The sequence below is a fragment of the Hymenobacter sp. BT491 genome (genome assembly GCF_014349165.1).
Classification (GTDB): Bacteria; Bacteroidota; Bacteroidia; order Cytophagales; family Hymenobacteraceae; genus Hymenobacter; species Hymenobacter jejuensis.
The window spans coordinates 303680-325394 of record NZ_JACSJJ010000002.1 but is presented as its reverse complement, the minus strand read 5'-3'; the positions used below and the strand labels follow the sequence as shown (position 1 = coordinate 325394).

General features: G+C 57.2%; 17 protein-coding genes and 1 tRNA gene. 10 read left to right on the top strand and 8 right to left on the bottom strand.

The genetic code is table 11. The features are described from left to right. The first annotated feature begins 42 nt into the window (after positions 1 to 42). The 3 genes from H9I52_RS07235 to H9I52_RS07225 all read left to right on the top strand — a co-directional run bounded on the left by H9I52_RS07235 (position 43) and on the right by H9I52_RS07225 (position 2900). Positions 43 to 420, top strand: a complete 378-nt coding sequence (locus H9I52_RS07235; RefSeq protein WP_139516670.1) for a response regulator — start codon at positions 43 to 45, stop codon at positions 418 to 420. A 99-nt stretch (positions 421 to 519) separates the two neighbouring features. Beyond that, entirely contained in the window at positions 520 to 1287 is a 768-nt protein-coding gene (locus H9I52_RS07230) for an MBL fold metallo-hydrolase (protein WP_187453317.1), read from the top strand. Between the two features lie 62 nt (positions 1288 to 1349). Beyond that, positions 1350 to 2900 (top strand): NFACT RNA binding domain-containing protein, encoded by a 1551-nt coding sequence (locus H9I52_RS07225; protein WP_187453316.1) that lies wholly within the window; start codon positions 1350 to 1352, stop codon positions 2898 to 2900. A 90-nt stretch (positions 2901 to 2990) separates the two neighbouring features. Here the strand turns inward: H9I52_RS07225 and H9I52_RS07220 are convergent. Beyond that, positions 2991 to 3073: transfer RNA gene (locus H9I52_RS07220), tRNA-Leu, on the bottom strand. A 327-nt stretch (positions 3074 to 3400) separates the two neighbouring features. On the opposite strand from H9I52_RS07220, the gene H9I52_RS07215 reads away from it, so the two are divergent. Beyond that, positions 3401 to 3904 carry a low affinity iron permease family protein gene (locus H9I52_RS07215; RefSeq protein WP_139516667.1) on the top strand — a complete coding sequence of 168 codons (504 nt, stop codon included), beginning with the start codon at positions 3401 to 3403 and terminating at the stop codon, positions 3902 to 3904. A gap of 63 nt (positions 3905 to 3967) precedes the next feature. Here H9I52_RS07215 and H9I52_RS07210 read toward each other — a convergent pair whose 3' ends face one another. Next, positions 3968 to 4630 (bottom strand): Dps family protein, encoded by a 663-nt coding sequence (locus H9I52_RS07210; RefSeq protein ID WP_139516666.1) that lies wholly within the window; start codon positions 4628 to 4630, stop codon positions 3968 to 3970. Positions 4631 to 4867: 237 nt separating this feature from the next. On the opposite strand from H9I52_RS07210, the gene H9I52_RS07205 reads away from it, so the two are divergent. The 3 genes from H9I52_RS07205 (at position 4868) to H9I52_RS07195 (ending at position 6791) form a co-directional block, all read left to right on the top strand. After that, the gene (locus tag H9I52_RS07205; protein ID WP_187453315.1) at positions 4868 to 5362 is read left to right on the top strand and encodes a hypothetical protein; all 495 of its coding nucleotides are present in this window, start codon (positions 4868 to 4870) and stop codon (positions 5360 to 5362) included. A gap of 59 nt (positions 5363 to 5421) precedes the next feature. Continuing rightward, positions 5422 to 5937, top strand: a complete 516-nt coding sequence (locus H9I52_RS07200; protein WP_187453314.1) for an MOSC domain-containing protein — start codon at positions 5422 to 5424, stop codon at positions 5935 to 5937. A gap of 248 nt (positions 5938 to 6185) precedes the next feature. Beyond that, a complete protein-coding gene (locus H9I52_RS07195) occupies positions 6186 to 6791 on the top strand; it encodes a TetR/AcrR family transcriptional regulator (RefSeq protein ID WP_187453313.1) in 606 nt (201 codons plus the stop codon). 6 nt (positions 6792 to 6797) lie between these two features. Here H9I52_RS07195 and H9I52_RS07190 read toward each other — a convergent pair whose 3' ends face one another. The 5 genes from H9I52_RS07190 to H9I52_RS07170 form a co-directional block, all read right to left on the bottom strand. Continuing rightward, the gene (locus tag H9I52_RS07190) at positions 6798 to 8687 is read right to left on the bottom strand and encodes a CocE/NonD family hydrolase (protein ID WP_187453312.1); all 1890 of its coding nucleotides are present in this window, start codon (positions 8685 to 8687) and stop codon (positions 6798 to 6800) included. Positions 8688 to 8976: 289 nt separating this feature from the next. Beyond that, entirely contained in the window at positions 8977 to 10413 is a 1437-nt protein-coding gene (locus H9I52_RS07185) for an RtcB family protein (protein WP_187453311.1), read from the bottom strand. Between the two features lie 140 nt (positions 10414 to 10553). Beyond that, a complete protein-coding gene (locus H9I52_RS07180; RefSeq protein ID WP_187453310.1) occupies positions 10554 to 11351 on the bottom strand; it encodes a DUF2490 domain-containing protein in 798 nt (265 codons plus the stop codon). Positions 11352 to 11543: 192 nt separating this feature from the next. Further along, positions 11544 to 12950 carry an RtcB family protein gene (locus H9I52_RS07175; RefSeq protein WP_187453309.1) on the bottom strand — a complete coding sequence of 469 codons (1407 nt, stop codon included), beginning with the start codon at positions 12948 to 12950 and terminating at the stop codon, positions 11544 to 11546. 997 nt (positions 12951 to 13947) lie between these two features. After that, positions 13948 to 15522 (bottom strand): TROVE domain-containing protein, encoded by a 1575-nt coding sequence (locus H9I52_RS07170; RefSeq protein WP_187453308.1) that lies wholly within the window; start codon positions 15520 to 15522, stop codon positions 13948 to 13950. Positions 15523 to 16395: 873 nt separating this feature from the next. Here H9I52_RS07170 and H9I52_RS07165 point away from each other — a divergent pair. From H9I52_RS07165 to H9I52_RS07155, 3 genes are all read left to right on the top strand, one after another. Then, complete coding sequence (locus tag H9I52_RS07165; protein WP_187453307.1) at positions 16396 to 17325, top strand: histone deacetylase; 930 nt, start codon at positions 16396 to 16398, stop codon at positions 17323 to 17325. A gap of 132 nt (positions 17326 to 17457) precedes the next feature. Then, on the top strand, positions 17458 to 18480 hold the full coding sequence (locus H9I52_RS07160; protein WP_187453306.1) for a hypothetical protein: 1023 nt from the start codon (positions 17458 to 17460) through the stop codon (positions 18478 to 18480). Between the two features lie 168 nt (positions 18481 to 18648). Then, the gene (locus tag H9I52_RS07155) at positions 18649 to 19056 is read left to right on the top strand and encodes a DUF3592 domain-containing protein (RefSeq protein ID WP_187453305.1); all 408 of its coding nucleotides are present in this window, start codon (positions 18649 to 18651) and stop codon (positions 19054 to 19056) included. Between the two features lie 53 nt (positions 19057 to 19109). Here the strand turns inward: H9I52_RS07155 and uvrA are convergent, their stop codons facing one another. After that, positions 19110 to 21662, bottom strand: a complete 2553-nt coding sequence (gene uvrA, locus H9I52_RS07150) for an excinuclease ABC subunit UvrA (protein ID WP_187453304.1) — start codon at positions 21660 to 21662, stop codon at positions 19110 to 19112. Positions 21663 to 21715: the final 53 nt, after the last annotated feature.

Sequence of the window (21715 nt, the reverse complement as noted above, 5' to 3'; positions counted from 1 at the left end):
ATCTTACTACCATACCACAACTAGCACCACAATTCCTCTCCCATGGCCGAGAATAAAACGATTCTAATTGCGGAAGACAGCTCCGTAATTCTAAACCTGACCAAGAAAATCTTGGAGCTCCAAAAATACCGCATTGTGTCGGCCAAAAATGGTGGCGAAGTAATCAAACAAGTTGAAAGCCAGCCAATTGACTGCGTGCTGATGGACATCAACATTCCGGTGAAAGACGGGATGGAGTGCACGCGGGAAATCCGTCGCAACGCCGATCCGCGCATTGCGCAATTGCCTATCATCGCCATCACCGGCAACGCCAACAACTACTCGATGGAGCAGTTTCGGGAAGCCGGCGTAACGGATTACTTACCCAAACCCCTTGATTTTGACGCACTTGTACGCGTGGTAAAACAATATGTAGGGTAAATACGGAAGTGAGATGCAGGAAGTGAGGTATGAGGCTAGCTTAAAGCAGAATCAGCGTATAGAGTCTCATCGCTCCCTTCTCAGTTCTAACTTCTAACTATGGAAATTACATTTCTCGGGACGGGCACGTCGCAGGGGGTACCCGTTATTGGGTGCCATTGCAACGTGTGCCGTTCCGTTGATTTTCGGGATAAGCGGCTGCGCGTATCGGTGCACCTGCGCGTGCAAGGCAAGAGCATCATCATCGACTCCGGCCCCGACTTCCGGCAGCAAGTACTGCGCGAGCGGATCGATCACCTTGATGCGCTGGTGTTTACGCACGAGCACAAAGACCATACGGCCGGCATGGACGACATCCGGGCGTACAATTTCCGGCAGCAGCAGGACATGCCGGTGTATGCCGAGCAGCGCGTACTCAACCAGCTGCGGCGCGAATACGAATACATTTTTGCCGAAAAGAAATACCCCGGCGTACCGCAGGTAAACACCATTCCGATTCTGAGCGACACCAACAGCTTTTCGGTAGAAGGGGTTGAATTTCAGCCTATTCGAGCACTGCACTACAAACTACCCGTGCTTGGGTTTCGGGTCGGCAACTTCACTTACCTCACCGACGCCAACTACCTCTCGCCTGAATCTCTGGAGCTAATGCGCGGCTCGGAAGTAATCGTCCTCAACGCGCTGCGCCACGAGAAGCACATTTCGCACTTCACGCTTCGGGAAGCCGTGGACATCCTGACCGATTTGGCCCCGCGCCGCGGCTATCTTACACACATCAGCCACCAACTGGGCCGTCACCGCGAAGTGGAAACAGAGTTGCCGGATTTCGTCCGGTTGGCTTATGATGGACTTCGGGTAAGCATCTAATTACAAATCACTTGCATAAATAATAACCCAATAGCCTACTTGGTAAGCTAACGCTCACACTCATGCACAACAACTACTATTTCCTGCGCCAGCTGGCCCCTGCACTCACGCGGCAACTCGCAGGTTTTAAAGTTGTTACTTGCTTTTCGCAGGAGAAGGACGAGTTGGTAATTGGTCTGACCAACGGCACCACCGAATTTTGGCTGAAGGCCCAGCTTTCGGCTACTTTCCCGGCGCTGGCACTACCCGATACGTTTCACCGTGCCCGCGCCAATTCCGTCGATTTGCTGCCGGATTTATTGGGCCGAACTGTAGCCGACGTGAGCGTATTCCCGCACGATCGGGTCCTGCGATTTGCCTTCGCTGATGGTGCTACGCTCCTACTGAAGCTGTACGGCCCGCGGCCCAACGCCGTATTTCGGGCTGCGCCGGATGCCGCGGCGGAGCTGTTTCATCAGCGATTTACGGCCGATGCTACGCTAGCGCCTGCTTTGCCGGCTACTCCCCTTGCACACACCGATCCGTTGAAGCGTTATCCGGCGCTCGGAGATCTCCCCCCCCGCTATCTGCGCACCCACGGCTACGACACGGCAGATGCGGCTGAGCGTGAGCATCTTGTAGCAGACGTCGTCGCGCGGCTCGAAAGCCCAACAGAATATTACCTCGTCTCGGTTGAGGGACGTACACGGCTGAGCTTGCTGCCTGTGGGGCACATCGAGCAAACGCTCCCAGCCCATCCGGTGGCCGCGCTACGAGCTTTCGTGCCGATGGTCTTGAGCCGTCGGGCCTATGAAACTGAGCTTAAGCAGCTGCGTCAAACCCTCGAACGCCGTGCCGAAGAAGCTACCAACAGCGCATCTCAGGCCCGGCAGCGGCTGCATGCCTTAGAACATGGCGCGAGCTACCGCCAGACCGCCGACCTGATAATGGCGCACCTGCACGAAATTCCGACGGGAGTAGCGCAGGCCGACCTGTTCGATTTTTACCAAGACCAAGTGCGTACGGTGAAACTCAAGCCCACCGAAACGCCCCAGCGCACAGCCCAAAATCTCTACCGCAAGGCCAAAAATCAGCAGATCGAAACGCGCCAGCTTCAGGAGCGCATCGAGCGGCGCGAAACGGAGGCGTTCTGGTGCCTCGAACGGCTAGAAGAACTCGCTTCCCTGACTGATTTGCGCGCATTACGCACCTGGCGCAAGCAGCACGCTCTGGAGCCTGAAACTAAAGCCAAAGTCGCCACGGAGTTGCCGTTTAAGGTGTTCGAAGACAGTGGCTTTACCATCCTGGTGGGCCGCAATGCTCAAAACAACGACCTGCTTACCCAACGCTACGCCCACAAAGACGATCTGTGGCTACACGCCAAGGACGTAACAGGCTCGCACGTCGTGATCCGGCACCGCGCGGGGCAAACCGTGCCCGACCCCGTAGTAGAGCGTGCGGCGCAACTGGCCGCTTGGTATTCGCGGCGCAAAAACGATTCGCTGTGCCCGGTCACGGTCACGCCCAAAAAGTTCGTGCGCAAACCCAAAGGCGCTGTAGCCGGGTCGGTAGTGGTGGAGCGAGAGCGCGTGGTATTGGTAGAACCGGTCAATCCGTTTGAGCGCAATAGCTAATCGACTCTGCTATCTATTGCTGCGCAAACTCTTGATACACAGAGGGTTATAACAAAAAAGCCCAACCTAAAAAGGTTGGGCTTTTGAATGTGCGCGCGGGGAGATTCGAACTCCCACACCCGGAGGGCACCACCCCCTCAAGATGGCGTGTCTACCAGTTTCACCACGTGCGCAGGGACTGAAGCAACGCTTTGTTAAACAGAAGCAAGTGCTTCCGGCTTCGCTGAGGCGGCGAAGCGAGGACAAAAGTAGATACTTGCGACAACCGGTGCAAGCTGGCCGGCATATTTTTTCAGCCTGAAGCTCTTAAGCGCAAGTTAAAAGCGAGCTTAGAAGCTTGTAATCAGCGGCAACGGTAGTTCATTAGCCGCTCATTTATTGGCCCTAATTTTAATTTTTTAATGGCGACTTGGACCACTTGCTCTTTGGCCGGTCACATAAAGGCATAATTTCTGCAAACGCTTTTACAGCACTTCTTTACCCTAACCTTCTCCCCACCTATGCAACAACTTCTGAAGGAAGAAAGAACTGAGAACAAAACGGGCACCTTTTCTTCCGCTATCGGGCGATTTGCAGAACAGATAACCAAGTTTTCCGGCTCTACGCTCGCTTTCAGCCTTGCCACGCTCCTCGTACTTGTGTGGGCGGTTACGGGCCCGGTGTTTAAGTATTCCGAAACGTGGCAGCTGGTCATCAACACCGGCACGACCATCATCACCTTCCTGATGGTGTTCCTGATTCAGCGGGCACAGAACAAAGACTCGCTGGTTTTGCACCTGAAACTCAATGAGTTGCTGGCGGCCACGCAAGGCGCCAGCAACCGCCTGATCAACGCGCAGGACTTCACGGAAGAAGAGATTAATACGCTGCATCAATATTTCTGCCTGCTGGCCGAAAAGGCCAAAGCCGATAAAGATTTGGGCCATACGCACTCCGTGGAAGAAGCCGAAGAAAACCACGAGAAGAAACGCAAGGCACACTTCCCTGCCGAAGCGAGTAAGTAATCCAACAAAAAGCCCCTGCCAAATATGGTAGGGGCTTTTTGTTGCGGGGTTGTTGGATGAGGGCTAGCTCTGGGCCAATGGGGTGTTAACCACATGTTCCGACAAGAACCACGCTTGCAACTCATTGGTCCGCATCACGTTGCTTACGAGCAAGTCGTTGGTACCGTCGTCGCCGGCGTCGGCCGCTTTCTTGGCGTAATCATGGCAGTTTTTCAGGATGATTCCGTGGGCTTTAGCCAAACGCGACACCTGCACCGGCGCTTCCTCCCGATCGCGAGGGATGCGCTCGAGGCTGGTTTGTTCGGCCACGTCGTGGGCCATTGCAATAGCAACACCACCCAAAATCTGGATGCGCTCAGCAATGGTATCGACCAACTCGTTTTGCTCTTCGTAGTGCTTGTCGTAGAGCAAGTGCAGCTGGTAGAAAGTAGGGCCTACAACCTGCCAGTGGTGCTTTTTGTACATGTCGCGCAGCGTGATGGTGTCGGCCAGCATCTGATTGAGCTGCGTTACGCTTTGCTGGCGCACATCGTCGGGCAACGCAATTTGCAGGCGTTGCTTTACGGTGCCGTAGCGCTGAAGCGCAGCGGGCGGATTTTGCTGCTGGTTCAGGATGGGCTGCACGCTTACTTCGGCGCGAGCATCAGTTGCGGGAGCCGCCTTTTTGGACGCCGTACGCGAAGCAGGAGCGGCGGCAGCTTTTTTGCTGGTGGTTTTGGTTGCCATAATAGATGAAGGGAATTATTCTCGGTTGTGAACGCTGTAAATCAGCAAGCTGAAGCGTGCTTTTCTATGCCTTACAGTACGCGGTAGCAACGAGCAGGTTAGGCCAACAGGCCAAATCTTCTGCTACCCGCCGTGTAATATTTTGCGGTCGGACAAATCCGGCATTGGGTGGGCCTTGTTTCTATCTTTGGCATCCCCACGCTTTTTGATCTTCCCTCCTCCAACCCGACTCTGTCCGTGAACGAAGCGCATATCCACCTGCTCCTGAACCATACACCTATTTTGGGCAGCTTATTTGGGCTGGTGTTGATGCTGGCGGGCATGATCCGCCAGAATGCCGTCGTGCTGCGTACGGGTTTGGTTACGTTGGTAGTGGCAGCGGTGCTGGCCATGCCCACCCAACTCACGGGCGAAGGCGCCGAAAAAGTAGTCGAACACCAGCCTGGTGTGAGCCGCAGCCTTTTGCACGAGCACGAAGAAGCCGCCGAGCTGGCTTTCTGGGTGCTGTCTACTACAGGTGCGCTGGCGTTGGGCAGTGTGCTCCTGCTCAACCACCAACACCGGCGGGCCGCGTTGCTCGCCCGCTTCACGCTCGCGGGTGCCCTACTCAGTTTCGGCCTGATGGCCCGGGCTGGCAACCTGGGCGGCCAGATTATGCATCCCGAAACCCGCAGCGATTTTGTATCGAATGCTTTCGAGAACGAGCACAACGCCTCCAACAAGTTGCCGTAAGTAGGTTGGCGGGCTAAAAAGACAAATTGCAAACATTTGATTATCAAACATTTATAAAAATGCCATTTCCATTCTTTGGTGACGACAAATCGACGGTAGCCCGTCTGCTGGCCACCCTCCCCCAGACGGGCCGCCTCGAATGGATTGGGATTCGGCCCGTGCGCCGCGAGCCACTCGTGTCGCTGCCCGAAGTCGAAGTCCTGACCGATGCGCACCTGCGCGGCGATCATGCTCGTATCAAGCCCGGTGGCAAGCGCCAGATCACGCTCCTACAGCACGAGCATCTGGCGGCAGTAGCAGGCTTTTTGGGGCTCGATGCGCCCGTTGAGCCGGGTCGGTTGCGCCGAAACTTGGTTGTTAGCGGCCTGAACCTGCTAGCGCTCAAGAACCGGCAGGTGCGCATCGGCGAGGAAGTAGTGTTGGAAATTACAGGCGAATGCCACCCGTGCTCGCGCATGGAAGAAGAGCTAGGCCCCGGCGGTTACAACGCCATGCGCGGCCACGGCGGCCTCACGGCGCGCATTGTGCAAGGCGGCCTCATCCGCACCGGCGACCCTGTGCGGGTAATGGAGTAACCCACAGCTAAATGCAGAATTGCAGTTTTTTTATGCTGCTTTTTAGCATAAAAAAACTGAGTTTATAGGGCAACGTTTCGAAGCAAACCCTTCTAGCTGAGAGGGTAATTTATTTATACAGAGAAGCTTATTACATCAACATAACATCCGCTCCAGTCGCGGGCAACGAATGGCAAAAGCCATCTTTTTACTTTTCAAATAATAAAGCAGATTGTTTGAAAAGCAGAAAAACGGCTGTACTTTGTTTCATGTCAGTGAAACGAGACGACAAGCGGGACCAAATTCTGAAGGCGGCTAGCCAGTGCTTTAGCCGGTTTGGGTTTGAAAAAACGACGCTGCAAGACATCGGGGCGGCGGCGCGATTTAATAAGGCGTCGCTGTATTATTACTTCAAAAACAAGGAAGATCTATTTATTCAGGTGGTGATGCTGGAGGCCGAGCATTACCTGAATGGGCTGCAAAAGCAGATAAAGCCGCTCGATCGTGCCGCCGATAAGATTGTAGCCTACCTCACCGGCCGCCTCGCCTACTACCGACAAGTCCTTAACCTGCACCAACTTAGCATCGAAAGCCTGCAACGCTTCGAGCCCATGTTCGACGACGTATACCAAGCCGTGCGCGAGCAGGAACTGGCATTTCTGAGCCAACTCCTGCGCGAAGGCGTCGAAGACCGCGAGTTTCTGAAGCTCAACGCCGAGCGCGCCGCCGACGCGCTGCTTACCGTCGCCGATGGCATTAAGCACGAGGCCGTGCAACGCTCCCGCACGGCTTTCGCGCAGGAAGTGGACTATGCGCCGGTGCAAGAAAAGTTGCAGTATACCCTCACGCTGCTACTAAACGGCCTACGGAAGTAAGCACATCTACTTCACTACCAGCATACTAACTGCCGACGGACGCTTGGCGTCGTGGTAGAGCCGGATGGTGGCTTTCTGGAAATCCTTGGCGTCGGCGGTTGGGATGTTCACGAACGTTTGGGGATTGCGGTCGACGAGCGGAAACCAGGAGCTTTGCACTTGCAGCATCAGGCGGTGGCCTTTTTTGAAGGTGTGCAGTGCGTCGTTGAGCTCGTATTTCACTTCGGCAACCTTACCGGGCTGGAAAGGCTCGGGCTTCTCGAAGCTGTTGCGAAATCGTCCGCGAATCACTTCCGCTCTTACAAGCTGCTGATACCCATTTGCTTGCGTATTCTTCGCATACGAGGCAGGAGCTGCTGCCCCGGCAGGCAGCACGTCGATGAGCTTGACTACAAAGTCGGCGTCGGTGCCCGTGGTGGTTACAAACAAGTCGGCGGTGAGCGGCCCAGCTAACGTCAGGTCTTCGGTGAGCGGCGCGGTCTGGAAGGTGAGCACGTCGGGGCGTTTGCTGGCAAAGCGTTGGTCTTCAACCATATACTCGTTGTTGCGGTGCGCGTACACGCCGTCGGTGTAGGGCACGGGATTGGCCGGGTCGCTGACGTATTCGTTGGAGCTTTCGGCAACGGTGGGTTTACTGAAGGAGAGCTGATTGGCGGGCTGAAAAAACAACGTGCGGGGCTGTGCGGCTTTGGGTGGCCACGTGTCGTAGGTTTGCCATTCGTTGATGCCCGTGTTAAACACCGTTGCTTCAGCCGCCCCGAACGAGCCTTTTTCTTTGAGGTAGTGGTTAAAAAACTGGGTTTCCAGCTTTTCGCGGTAGTATTTGGCCGTATTCTGCCCGAAATTCAGCGGGCCAAATTTGCTCCAGTCGGCACGGGCCCACGCGCCGTGCGTCCAGGGGCCCATTACGAGGCGGTTGTCGGTGCCAGGGTTCTGTTTCTCAAGGGCTTGATACGTTTTCAAAGCCCCAAACAAATCCTCGGCATCAAACCAGCCCCCGACCACCAACACCGCGGGTTTCACGTTTTGCAGGCTCGACCGGATGTTGCGGGCTTTCCAATACGCGTCGTAGGTGGGATGCGCCATGTACTCGTTCCAGGTTTTGGCGCGGTTGTTAAAATACTGGGCGCTGTTGGCGTTTTTGATGGGTCCCAGTTCCAGAAAGAACTTGTATAAGTCGGTGGGTTTGGCGGCGAACATCTCCGCGTACTCCGCCACGGGGCCTTGGCGGGGCGCGTCGAAGTAGTTCATAAACTCGAAGTTATCGAGCAGGTAAAACGCGCCGCGGTGGTTGGCATCGTCGCCGATAAACTCGTCTGTTACAGGTGCTTGCGGCGATACGGCTTTCAGGGCCGGATGTGCGTCGGGCAGCGCGGCCGTGGCGTAGAAACCCGGATACGAAATGCCCATCAGCCCCACGCGGCCGTTGTTGTTCGGCACGTTTTTGAGCAGCCATTCGATGGTATCATAGGTATCGGAGCTTTCGTCGGTTTGCTTGCCGCTGTTGCCGGGCACGTTGGGCGTCATTTCCTCAAACTGGCCCTCACTTTTGTACCGACCCCTAACGTCTTGATACACAAATATATACCGTTCACGCGAAAGCTCCTCGCTCGGACCCGGCCCGCGTTTGCGGTAATTCGACTCGCCGTAGGGCGCGGCCGAATACGGCGTGCGTTCCATCAGAAACGGATATTTCACGTTTGCCGCGTCTTTGGGCACGTAGATTACCGTGTAGAGCTTCACCCCGTCGCGCATCGGAATCTGGCGGTCGAGCTTGGTGTAGTTGGCGCGCATGAAAGCCGTATCGGCCGCCGGCGTAATCTGGAGTTGAGCCAGTGCCGTCGGGGCGCTGGCTAGGGCGACGAGCAGGGCCGCAACGGAAACAAGACGGGTCATGGAGGAAAGCTACGGAAACGGCGGAAGCTTTAGATGAAGCACGATTTCAACGCAACTAAATAAGCCCCGAAAATTCTGGGTTAACGCCAAAGCCTAAAGTAGGACTAGCAGCTAAAAGCCAGTTCCCCTCCTTAGTTAAGGAGGGGTTAGGGGTGGTTGGCAAGCATCAGAACTAATTCTAGTTCTAGATTCTAACTCTAACCTTTCAACCACCCCTAGCCCCTCCTCAGCTGAGGAGGGGAATTAGTTTTTAGACCTATGCATAATTCATTATTAATCAATAGCTTACCTATTCACCGCCATACCTGCTCTTTCCGCTTTTGCCGGCGTCCATGCGCACGATTTTGGGCGTAAACGAGCCCAGTACATCTACCAAATCGCGCTGGTGGGCCATTACTTGGTGAATGTCCTTATAAGCCATGGGGGCTTCGTCAAGGCCCCCGCCGATGAGTTCGATGCCGTGGTCGCGGAGGTAGCGGTGCACCTCCCCTTCCTTGAGTGTTTTCATGGCTTGGCCGCGCGACATCCGGCGGCCGGCGCCGTGCGAGGCCGATTGCAACGAATCGCGCTCGCCGCGCCCGCGCACGATGAAGCCGGGAGCCGTCATGGAGCCCGGAATGACACCGAGCACACCTTTGCCGGCCGGCGTCGCGCCCTTGCGGTGCACAATGGCTTCGCGCCCGTCCGATAGCGTTTCTTTCCAGGCGAAGTTGTGGTGGTTTTCGACTTGAGCTAATGCATTCTCGCCCAAGGCTTTGCTGAGCCGGCGGTGTATGTCGTGGTGACAGGCCGAAGCATAGTCACCGGCCAAGTTCATGGCCCGCCAGTATTCTTGCCCTGCTTGGGAGTTCATGTCGAGCCACGCGAGGTAGCGTGCTTCGGGCGGCAGCGGGCACTTGTTCATGGCCACTTTGGTATAGTGCTGCGCGATGGCGGCCCCCAGCCCGCGCGAGCCGCTGTGCGAAAGCAACCCCAAATACTGACCAACCGGAAGGTTCAGCTCGTTGTCTTCGGCCGATATCTCCACCACACCCCACTCCACGAAGTGGTTGCCGGAGCCCGACGAACCCATTTGGTTGATGGCAGCTTCGCGCTTGCCGCGCACCACCGCAATTTCCTTGAATTCCGGGCGCTCCAGCACTGGGTCGTCGGAGGGGTTTTTGAAGACTTCCTTGCCGCCAAAGCGGGTGTTGTTCAGCAGCAGCTTGCGCAACTCCTGCGCCCGTTGGTCGAGGTAGCGCGGCGGTAAGTCAAACACCGACAAGCACATCCGGCAGCCGATGTCCATACCCACACCGTACGGAATCACCGCATTATTCGCAGCCAGCACGCCGCCGATAGGGAGGCCATAGCCCTGGTGCGCGTCGGGCATGAGAGCGCCGTCGAGGGTGATGGGCAGCTGCATGGCCGTATCCATCTGCTTGCGGGCGCCATCTTCGATGAAGGCGTCGCCGTAACGACGATAATCCTTGATTTCGAGGTTGAGCTTGACGTCGCGGCTGGGCTGCGGCACGAGTTTCTGCGCCAAGGGCCGCCAATCTTCGTCGCGCACAAACTTGTACGGATCGGTTTGGATTTCCTGCAACAACGCCTGCGCGCTGCCTTTATCCAGCTTTCTAAACTGCCGCTGGTCCAAAATATCCAAGGCCAAACTGATGGCAGCCTCGTCGGTAAAACCGAGCTGCCGGAGGTCTTTGCTGTGCAGTTTGTTTGTCGCCTTGGCCATGATCTACAGTTGGTGGGTGGCGTCTGTAGTAGCGCGGGGAAGGCAAGTCAGGTTATAGCCGAGCTTGAGACGGTTGCTAACGCGCGCAGCCCATAGTCACATAATACATTGATATGCAGATAATTATGTAACCTGTTTTTTTAATCTTGCTGCGAAGGCAAGTGCTCGTGGGCTGGCGCGACGTCGCGGTGAAACAGGCGGTAAGTCAGGGCCAAGACTACGTTGTTTTTGGCCGAGGTATTCTGCGGGACGAACTGCCCTTGCTTCACAACGGGCAGGTTGTAATTGGCTTGATTTACCCAACCGGCTTGCAGGGTCAGGTGCTGGTTGAATTGATAACCGGCCCCCGCATACACTCGGTTGCGCTCAAACACAGGCCCTTTCGGGTTGAGAAATACCTCGTCGTAGATTGACAGGAAGACGGTTTTGGCGGCAATGGTTTTGGCATTCAGCGGGATGAAGGTGTTGAGCCGGTACCGGATGCGGTTGCGCGTCGCCGAACTGTCGCCGCGGTAGTCAAACCAGCGCTGCTCCATGCGGTAGCGGTGCTCGATCTTCACGCGCTCGAGGTACTGATTGAGCACCAGTTGCAGCCAGAGGCGTTTTTCCACGTTGAGCGGCCCGTCTTCGAGCGCTTTGTAGTCGGAGGTGGAGTAGCGGCCGCCGGCGAGCATCACCGTGAAGTTTTTGTCGAGGTCGTAGCTCACCCCACCTTTCAGCTCGTTGTAGAAATACTGCCGGAAAAGCGCGTTGGTGCGGGCCTGCACCTCCGCAAAACCGCCCCACTTCTTTTCCGGGCTGCCCGGCAGCTGTACCGTCCCGATAAACCAGCTGCCCAAGGGCTGGGCCGGGTTGGCGGGCGTTTGGGCCTGAGCAGCCTGCATGCCGCTGCCAGTTAACGCCATCACAAAACCCAACACGAGTAAGCACTTGTTCATCAACATGTTGGAAATGGATTTAAATGAACACAAGCGTTCCTGAACCCCACTACGAAAAATTGCTAACGGCCAGCACAAATATAGAGGTCGCTCAGAAGCGAAAGCCATCCCGCGGTTTCGCAAGTCGGGAAAGCAAAAAGGAGCACGGTAGAACCGTGCTCCTTTTCAGGTAACTTATTTTTGATCAACAACTTACATACTGGCACCTTCCATCCGCACAATGCGGGGCGTGAAGGTGCCGAGCACGTCCACTAACTCTTGCTGGCTTTGCATCACGGCGTGGATGTCTTTGTAAGCCATGGGTGCTTCGTCGAGGCCGCCGCCGATGAGCTCTACGCCGTGCTGGGCGAGGTAGCGCCGCACTTCGGCTTCGCCCAGCTCCTGCTTGGCCCGCGTCCGCGACATCCGGCGGCCGGCGCCGTGCGACGCCGAGGCCAACGATTCGGCCACTCCCCGGCCCCGCACAATAAAGCCGGGCGCCGTCATCGAACCCGGAATCATGCCGAGCACACCTTTGCCGGCCGGCGTGGCGCCCTTGCGGTGCACGATTACCTCGCGGCCGTCGGCCATGCGTTCTTTCCAGGCGAAGTTGTGGTGGTTTTCGACTTTCGCCAAAGGCTTCTCGCCCAGAGCTTTGGCAATGCGGTGGTGAATCTGGGAGTGGCACGCCGAGGCGTAATCACCGGCCAGGTTCATGGCTCGCCAGTATTCCTGCCCCAACTCCGTTTCGAGCGACAGCCAGGCGAGGTGCTTGGCTTCGGCCGGCAACTGGCAGTTTTCCATCGCGAGCTGCGTGTAGTGGTTGGCCACGCTGGCCCCCAAACCCCGCGAGCCGGAGTGCGAGAGCAAGCCCACGTACTGCCCCAGCGGCAGCCCCAGCTCGTTTTGCGGTTCGGTGATATCCACGATGCCGAACTCCACGAAGTGGTTGCCGCCCCCCGACGTCCCGATTTGTGCCGCGGCCGTGGCTTGCTTGTTGCGCAGAAAACCAATGTCCTGAAATTCATTGCGTTCGAGCACGGCGTGGTCCATTTTGCGGCCGTGCTGGAAACCGTCGCGGTTCCCGAACCGCGTGTGTTCGAGCAAAAGCTTGCGCAGCTCCTGCACCCGCTGCCCCAGAAACTGCGGCGGCAAGGGCAACACCGACAACGCCATCCGACAGCCAATGTCGACGCCCACGGCGTACGGAATCACGGCGTTATCTGTCGCCAATACGCCGCCGATGGGCAAGCCGTAGCCGTGGTGGGCGTCGGGCATCAGGGCGCCAGCTACTGTCACGGGCAGCTTCATGGCCGTTTCCATCTGATGGATAGCGCCTTGCTCGATGTGTTCGGCGCCGTACAGGGCATATTCCTTGCGCTCAGCCAGGGCAATGTGGCGGCTGGGCGGCGGCAAGAGCGCGGCGGCTACGTGGCTCCAATCGAGGTCGGTGGAGAACTCGGTGGGCGTTTGCAGCACCCGCTGCAAGAGCGTTATCTGATCGGTATGCGAGAGTTTTTTCAAATGCTTGCGCTGCAATTGGGCCAGCGCCAAGCCAATGGCCCGACCTTCTGGAAAACCAAGTTGCCGAAGGTCATTGCCGCGTAATTGTTGTGCCATAAAAGGGGAATTTTAAAAGGAGAAAAGCGAAGCCAGCGGGCTTGGGCAGGTTATCTATCCAAGCAGTTCAGGGCCGCAAAGCGGTGAAGATGCTTGCGGAAAATCCGCACGATGGCTTTTCTAAATTTGCTGATGGTAAATACGTTTTTCATATATATTTGATTATCAATTATTTATGAAATTACATTAACACAACTCGATACCCAATCACTGAGCACCCACTGGACGACATCCGGTGTTTGGGAAGGCTACGGAAAGGGGCAACGGGCGCTGAGTCTTCCTGCTCTACCCAACTGAGCTACCATCGGCCCAGGAGCCAATGAGCGGGACTCGAACCCGCGACCAGGCGATTAAAAGTCGAAGTAAGACTCGGCTACGGCACCCACCGGCGCATTTTTCACTGGGGCAACAAGCGCGCAACCATTGGTCCTGCCCTACCAATTTGCCAGCCGCAGTGCCGAAGCACTACTTCGGGAGTCGAACCCGCGACAGGACCTATTTTTGGAGCGAAGTACGGCTGCCCTACGGCACCCAGTGAAGTAGTTGACGACGATCAAACCGCGGGGGTAACTGGCGAGCAGCGGAAGTATACGGCCAAGGCCGCTCTGCTCTACCTACTGAGCTACTTTCGCAGCCTGAGCCAGTGTGCGAAAGGCGGGGCTCGAACCCGCGACCCGAAGTAACGCTGCTCTACGACACCCGGCGGATTGATTATGCATCTCTTGCCAACGGACAAGGGCAACAGGCGATCGGCGTTGATCTTACACTTGCTTGGCAGCAAGGCCGGGATTCGAACCCGCAGACGTGGCCTGGCTATTGAGCTGGCACGCCCGAAGAAAAATCCCGAAGTAACGCCTATCTACGGCACCTTGCGCGTTGGCGGAAATCAATAATTGATAATTGGCTAATCGATTGGTTTTCATTTTATTAACTAAGTAATTAAGACGTAGTGGGAACGGCAACCGCTTTCTTATTTGCCGCTCCCACGGCCGCGTGTTTACAATTCTATTTTTTCAATTTCGGTCAGGGCGGTGCCGCCGTTTTCCAGCGCGTGGAGCACGTCGAACACTTTATCCGACCAGCCCGCGATGAGGAAAACCCCATCGGCAGCCTGGACTTGCACCGGCGTGGTGCCGTGGCCGGCCAAGTCGAACAGGTAGAGCCGGGCTTGCGGGGCCACCGTGCGGCGGTATTCGCGCCACTCGTGGGCCAGCGTGTCTTGGTGGCCACGGCTGTCCCAGAGCTGGCAGTCGGTGAACACCAGCACTTTATCGGCCCGCTCGCGCTGCTCCCGCAGGTCGCGGATGACCAAGTGCCCGTTGGTGCTGTAGCCCACTTCGCCTTCGCGGCGGTACAACTCCTGCACGTTGCGCAACACTTGGCCCTGGGGCAACGCCACGCGCTTCCAACGGTCGCCGAACATGCCGGTAACTACCTGCTTACAACGGCTTTGTAGGAGCATGCCGAGCACCAAGCCCACGTCGTAGAGCAGTACTTTGCTGCGCGCCGACACCGGTTGCTGCATCGAGCCCGACACGTCGCAGGCTACTACCACACGGGTTTCGGAACCGAAGCCGCGCAAGTTGTCTGCCGAGTGCACGATAGCCGCTTCCAGCGCTGCCAATACGGCCGCTACGTGACCACCACGTAACCCCAAGGCAGTCAGCATCTTAGCTACCGGGCCCGTAGTCGTATTCATGGCCTCCACCTCGCGGTAAGCGGCCAAGAACCGAAACGGCAACTGCCGGGCCCGCGCCACCGCAAAGCGGTCGGCGAGCGTGGTACACACCCGATCCATTGCCTCGGCCGACACGTCGGCTTCGAGAATATTGCGCAGGTTGCGCAGCAAGGCCATGTAACCCAGCTTGCCACTCCCGATCAGCTCCTCCCACTTGGCGCGGAAGGCCGCGGCGCGTGCTTCGTCGTTGGCGAAGCTCCCCTGCCCCAGCGCCGACAACTCGGTTTCCCAAGTGTAAGGCGTTGGCAGCGTGCCCGCTACGAGCTGATCGAACAGGGCTTGTTGAGCCCCATCGCGGGCCGTAGGGTGCACCAGAAATAACGCATCGCGAAGGCGAATGGTGCCGGCACGGTCGTACTTAGCCAACTGGTAGCCGTCGAAACGGTTGAAGCTGAGGGCCAAGCCTTTCTGCAATTGCTTGGAGAGGCGGTTGAGGGTTTTGGTGCCGCCGCGGTCGTTGGCTTGGGCATAGAAAGCGAGCAACTCTGTGATTTCGTCGGCGCGCTGCACCACGCGGGCCACCAAGCGGCTCACGAGATTGTCGCCGCGGTGCAGACGGGCCAGCTCCACAACCAGCACCAAGGGCACTGAGCGCAGATAAAGCCGTTCGCGAGCGTATACCGCCAATTGGGCCACAAACAAAGGGTCGTTTTGCGCCACCAACTGACGCATCCGCGTCAGCCGCGTGTCGGCCTTTTCGTAGAACTGGTCGCTGAGCGCGGCAGTGGCCACGGCAGCATACAGTTCCAGCTGGGGCGTGAGCTGGTAAGCCGCAGCGCCTTCGTAGTTGATGGCGTTGGGCGGGGTTTTACGGAGGGTAAAGTTGAAGCGCATAAGGGTAAAAATGTGAGCTAGGAAATAGTGTAATGGTGCATCAATAGTTTATATAAAGCGATAAACTTTGCTCGACTTGTTGCCTTAATTATTAATTCGACTGTGTATTATTTTACTAAAAGAACACACCTCTTCCACCCCGAATAAAATCATTTTTTATTCGATTAATAAACATGAAAAAGGCCCGACTCTTGGGAGAGCCGGGCCTTTTTCACGGATACGTCACGTAATGATTACCGACGTAAATAATCCGACGAAAAATCCCGGCCACACCAATCCCAATGACGGCTTGTATGCCGTTTACTGGATTCTGATGTTGTAAATGGTAGCTGCTGGAGCATGGCCTGACGGGTAGAATGCGTTGTAAAACAAACAACCCGAACTGGTTAGGTTCGGGTCGCGGAAGTTTCAGAGGGAGTCTGCTACTGCCTAGCTATACCGAACCACGATAGAAGCCCATGGCTTCAGATCGTATTGGATGTGGGAGGTATTAAAGCAGCGTTGCATGGCGTTATTGATTTTGATGGGACAAATATGAAGGGTATTTTTCTAACGTGCAAGTAATAGTTAAAAATATTTAAAAATAATTTTTCAAAAACAATCAACTAAACAAAGGCTTTATTTCGAACGAATATAAATAGCCGTTCTTAACATTTATTAAACTCAGAATTCTTGTGCTTTTAAAGTCAGCGGTGGCAGCTAACTCGCTACCCTATTCCCTCCGTCGCGCTTATCAAAATACGTGGCTATTCTTCTGGTTTTTCGGGGCGGCCCCTTTCAGGTATGTGCAGGCGACTTGGGCGGCTTTGCTTTTAGCGCCAGAATGCGTAGCCTGCGTATACACGCTCCTGCCGCTCCTTCACACGCCTTTGCATGCCCTGCCTTGCCACTTCCGATCGTTATCTTCTGGACTTGCCGCCCGGTCATCGGTTCCCGATTGCCAAGTACGAGCTGATTCGCGAGCAGTTGCTGTGGCAAGGCATTGCGCCACCCGAGGATTTTTATGATCCGGGGCTGTGCGACCTCGACGATGTGCTGCGCGTCCACACGCGGGAGTATTGGGAGAAAGTGCGCGACCAGTGCCTCTCGCCGGCCGAAGTGCGCCGCCTGGGCCTGCCGCAGAGCGAGCAACTAGTGCGGCGCTCGCTGACGAGCTCGGCGGGGACGGTGCAGTCGGCGCGGCGGGCCCTGCGCGATGGTATCGGGCTCAATCTGGCCGGCGGCACCCACCATGCCTTTGCCGACCACGGCGAAGGCTTTTGCGTGCTCAACGACATTGCCATTGCGGCCGCTTACTTATTGCACCACGGCTTGGCCCGGCAGGTTCTGGTAGTTGATCTGGACGTGCACCAGGGCGACGGCACGGCGAGCATCTTCCGCGATGAGCCACGGGTGTTTACCTTTTCCATGCACGCCGGGGCCAATTACCCGCTGCGCAAGGAGCAATCGGACCTGGATTTGGAGCTGCACCTGGGCATTGAAGATGCGGCGTACTTGGCGTTGCTGCGCGTTACGCTGCCGCGCTTGCTCCAGAAGGTGCAGCCGGATTTTATCTTCTTCCAAGCGGGCGTCGACGTGCTCAAAACCGACAAGCTCGGCAAACTGGCGCTTACGCTGCGCGGCTGTCGGCAGCGCGACGAGTTTGTGCTCGGGCTGTGCCACCAGCACGGCCTGCCCGTCGCCGTAAGCATGGGCGGCGGCTACTCCGAGCGCATCGCCGACATCGTGGACGCACACTGCAACACGTTCCGGGTAGCCTACGAATTGTGGGGTGACGCCCCGTGCCAGCCGCTGGCGGTGTAGTTTTGCAAAAGCGATAACTGCTTAGCGAGCGTACCCAACCTATTCAGACGTTACGCATAACACCTTGTCATTCTAATCTTTACAAAGGACAATGGGTGTAAAAATCGAGCAATTGCTGTTTTCCCTTCCCCTATGCCCCACTCTTCCAATTCGCCGGCCGACCACCCAGACTTCTCCACCAGCCCAGCAGTGCACCACAGCAGCCTGCGCCCTGAGCCGGCCGATGAAGCGGTGGGCTCACCGGCCCAACGCGCTTTTCGGCAGGCGGTGCTGGACGTTGAGAACCTGCGGCAGCGCCTCCGCGACTTGGAGGCAGATCAGGCCGACGCCCGGCGGCGCTACTGGCAACACGTGGGGCCGCTGGCACAGGCTGTAGTGACGGCGCGGCAGGCCTTGTTTCCGCCGTTGGAAGAAGCGCTGTTGCTGCATTTTTTCAGCCGTGCCGAGGAGCAGCAGATTACGTCTCTGATCGTTGCCAATGCCCACTCCCTGCGCGACCGCTTTGGCGAGGACGCAACCGAAATTCTACAGCGGTATGCTACCTACCACAAGTCTCAAAATACAACTACCACTAAACCAGATAGTTATCAAGACGACGTAAACCAGGCTTCGGAGCCCCAACGCGGAGGCCAACGCCGCAAAACCAAAGCCCAGCGCGCCCAAGAAGCGGCCGAGCGCGAAGCCCAGGCCCAGCAGCAAAGTCTGCTGGGCAACACCAAAGCCGTCTATCGCCAACTGGCCCGCGCCAACCACCCCGACCTCGAACGCGACCCCGAACGCGCGCAGGCCAAAACCATCCGGATGCAGCAGATTACGGAGGCTTACGAAGCCAACGACTTGTACACGCTGCTCCAACTGCTCTCCGAACATTCCACGGATGCTGACGCCGCTTCCGACGACCTGCTGACGCGCTACACGCAGGCCTTACACCGGCAGCAAACCGAGTTGAAGCAACGCATGAACGAGCTGAAGTTGGGCGCCAACGGCTTCTTTGGCAGCACCGGCAAAAAACAAGAGGCCGAGCTGCGCCAGCTCAAGCGCCACCTCCGCGCCGAAGCCGAATATTTACAGCACATCGGGCACGTCATCACTGAGCCCAACGGCCTGCGCGACTTGCTGAAACAGCTGGCCGCCGAAGGCCACGAATCAATTTAACTAAGTCGGCGGGAGGCAAGCTCGTGTGCTTTCTCCGACCGCTTTTACGGCACGTCTTCATGTTGGATACAGCCAAAATCGGTAAGACCGATCCAGATACCTCTTGGAAAGTAGCCTTAATCTCTACCTTAGCTTCTCAACATCTTTCCAAGGCACTAAGGACAAAGCATGTTTTCACTTGAACAAACCGATAAAGATTTTATACTGAGCATTTTATTAGGTGGCTGTCTTTTAATTGTTGCCTTGCTACAATGGCGCAAAAAAGCCCACCTGTTGCAAAAGGGAATCGCGGCAGAAGGTGTAGTCATTCGAATGGAGAGAGCAGGCAACGAAGAGCACGAGTATCCTGTCATACGGTTTCTAACGCCGGAAAATGCCTGGATAACCGCCCGATACGAGCTGGGCACCACCCCGACGGGCTTTAAAGAAGGTCAGGCTGTCCGGGTACGCTTTGAGCCAACTGATCCGCATCAGTTCACGGTGGAGGAAGACGGAGCTGGCTGGGCACTTCTACTAATTGGAGCAGCTGGCATTGGCATACTTGTGATGGGAATTACAAAATACCTGAACACGTAAAACCAAAACGGCACGCGTTACAAACGTGCCGTTTTGGTTCTAGGACACGGCACTTACCGAAACCTAGCCAAATACGGTGCGGTGCGGCTTCCCTTGACTTTGGCAACGTCCGCTGGTGGGCCAGCGGCCACTACCTGCCCGCCTTCGTCGCCCGCGCCGGGGCCCATGTCGATTACCCAGTCGCTGCCGGCCACCACGCGCATGTCGTGCTCCACCACAATGACCGTGTTCCCGGCTTCGACCAGGCCCTCGAGCTGGGTCATCAGCTTTTCCACGTCGGAGGGGTGCAGGCCGGTGGTGGGCTCGTCGAGCACATAGAGCGAGTTGCCGCGTTGGGCCCGTTGCAGTTCCGTCGCCAGCTTAATGCGCTGGGCCTCGCCGCCCGACAGCTCGGTGGCCGGCTGGCCGAGGCGCAGGTAGCCCAGGCCCACTTCGCGCAGCACCGTAAGAGCCCGCAGCACCGTCGGCTCGTCGGCGAAAAACTCCCAGGCCGCGTCCACGGTCAGGGCCAGTATTTCGGCGATGTTTTTGTCTTTGTAGGTGACTTCCAACGTTTTGGCATTGTAGCGCGAGCCGTGGCAGACGGGGCAGGGTGCGTACACGCTGGGCAAAAAGAGCAATTCGACCATCACAAAGCCCTCGCCCTGGCAGTTTTCGCAGCGGCCTTTGGCAACGTTGAAGGAAAACCGGCCCGCGTCGTAGCGGCGGGCTTTGGCCATTTTGGTAGCGGCAAACAGCTTGCGTACGTGGTCGAACAACCCTGTGTAGGTAGCCATGTTGGAGCGCGGCGTGCGCCCAATGGGCTTCTGATCGACGCGCACCAAGCGTTTGAGGTGCTCCATGCCGCCCACAATGCGCCCTTCGGATGTGAATGAAGATTGAGCCATGAGAAATGCAGACGGGTCGTCGGCGGCTTCCTCGTCTGATTCCTCATTCTTCATTCCTAATTCCTCACTCACTAGCTCCACCAGCACCTGGCTCACCAAGCTCGATTTGCCCGAGCCCGATACGCCGGTGACCGTTGTGAGCACGCCCAGCGGAAACCGCACGTCCAGCTGCTGCAAATTGTTGCGCGTGACGCCCGCCAACCGCAACCAGCCCTGGGGCTGCCGGGGCGTGCGCGGCGCTTCGCTGTCATCCGAGACAAAAAGATAACGCCTTGTTTGTGAATCACTTACTTTATTAAGCCCGGCGGGTGGGCCGCTGTAGAGGACTTCGCCACCCTGTTCGCCGGCCGCGGGCCCGACGTCTACCAGCCAGTCGGCCTGCCGGATTACGTCGAGGTTGTGTTCGACTACGAACAACGAATTGCCGGCTTTTTTCAGGCTGGCCAGCGCCTTCAGCAAGGCTTCGGTGTCGGAGGGATGCAGACCAGCCGAGGGCTCGTCGAGCACGTACACCACCCCGAACAGGTTGGAATACAGCTGGGTCGCCAACCGCAACCGCTGCAACTCCCCCGGCGACAGCGTCGGTGTGCTTCTTTCCAATGATAAATACCCCAAACCCAGATCGAGCAGCACCGCGAGGCGCGCCACCAGATCGGCGGCAATTCGCTGACTCACAATTACTTGCTCGGGATGCGCGGCGTCGTGCTTTTTGCGTCCGGTGGCGGTGCCCTCGGCAAAGGGCCGTAGCAGCTGGGCCACACGCTTGAGCGGCAGCCCCGACATATCGGCAATGTCCAGCCCCGCAAACGTCACCGACAGCGACTCGGGCCGCAGGCGCTTGCCGTGGCAGAGCGGGCAGGCTGTGCTGATCATGTACTGCAACGCCCGCTTTTTCATCAGCGGACTTTGGGTGTTGGCAAAGGTGTGCAGCACGTGCCGCTTAACGCCCGTAAACGTACCCATGTAGTTGGGCGGCTCCTTGCGCCGCAGGGCGCGCTGCGTTTCGGCGGGCGAGTAGCCGGGGTACACAGGCACCACCGGCTGCTCTTCGGTAAACAGAATCCAGTCGCGGTCTTTTTGGGGAAGGTCGCGCCAGGGGGTATCTACGTCGTAGCCCAGCGTAACCAAGATGTCGCGCTGGTTTTGGCCGCCCCAGGCTTGGGGCCATGCCGCAATGGCTCGCTCCCGAATGGTCAGCGACGGATCGGGCACCATCGATTCTTCCGTGACCTCATAAATACGACCCAGGCCGTGGCAGGTCGGGCAAGCGCCTTCGGGGGTGTTGGGCGAAAACCCTTCAGCATATACAATGGGCTGATTAGCAGGGTAATCGCCGGCCCGCGAATACAGCATGCGCAACAGATTGGAGAGCGTCGTGACGCTGCCCACCGATGAGCGCGTAGTGGGCGTGCCGCGCTGCTGCTGCAGGGCTACGGCCGGCGGCAGCCCGTCAATCGAATCCACTTCCGGCACGGCCATCTGGTGAAATAGCCGCCGTGCGTACGGCGACACCGATTCGAGATAGCGGCGCTGGGCTTCGGCGTAGAGCGTGCCGAACGCCAGCGACGACTTGCCCGACCCCGATACGCCCGTAAACACCACCAGCGCATCGCGCGGAATGTCGAGATCGACGTTTTTCAGGTTGTGCTCGCGCGCACCGCGCACCCGCACGAAACCAGCAACCTGTTTACTATCAATGTTTTGCGAATAATCTGACATGAAGCAGAGCGTAAGAAACGGGCAATTGCTGCGTTGGCATACGCAACAAAGCG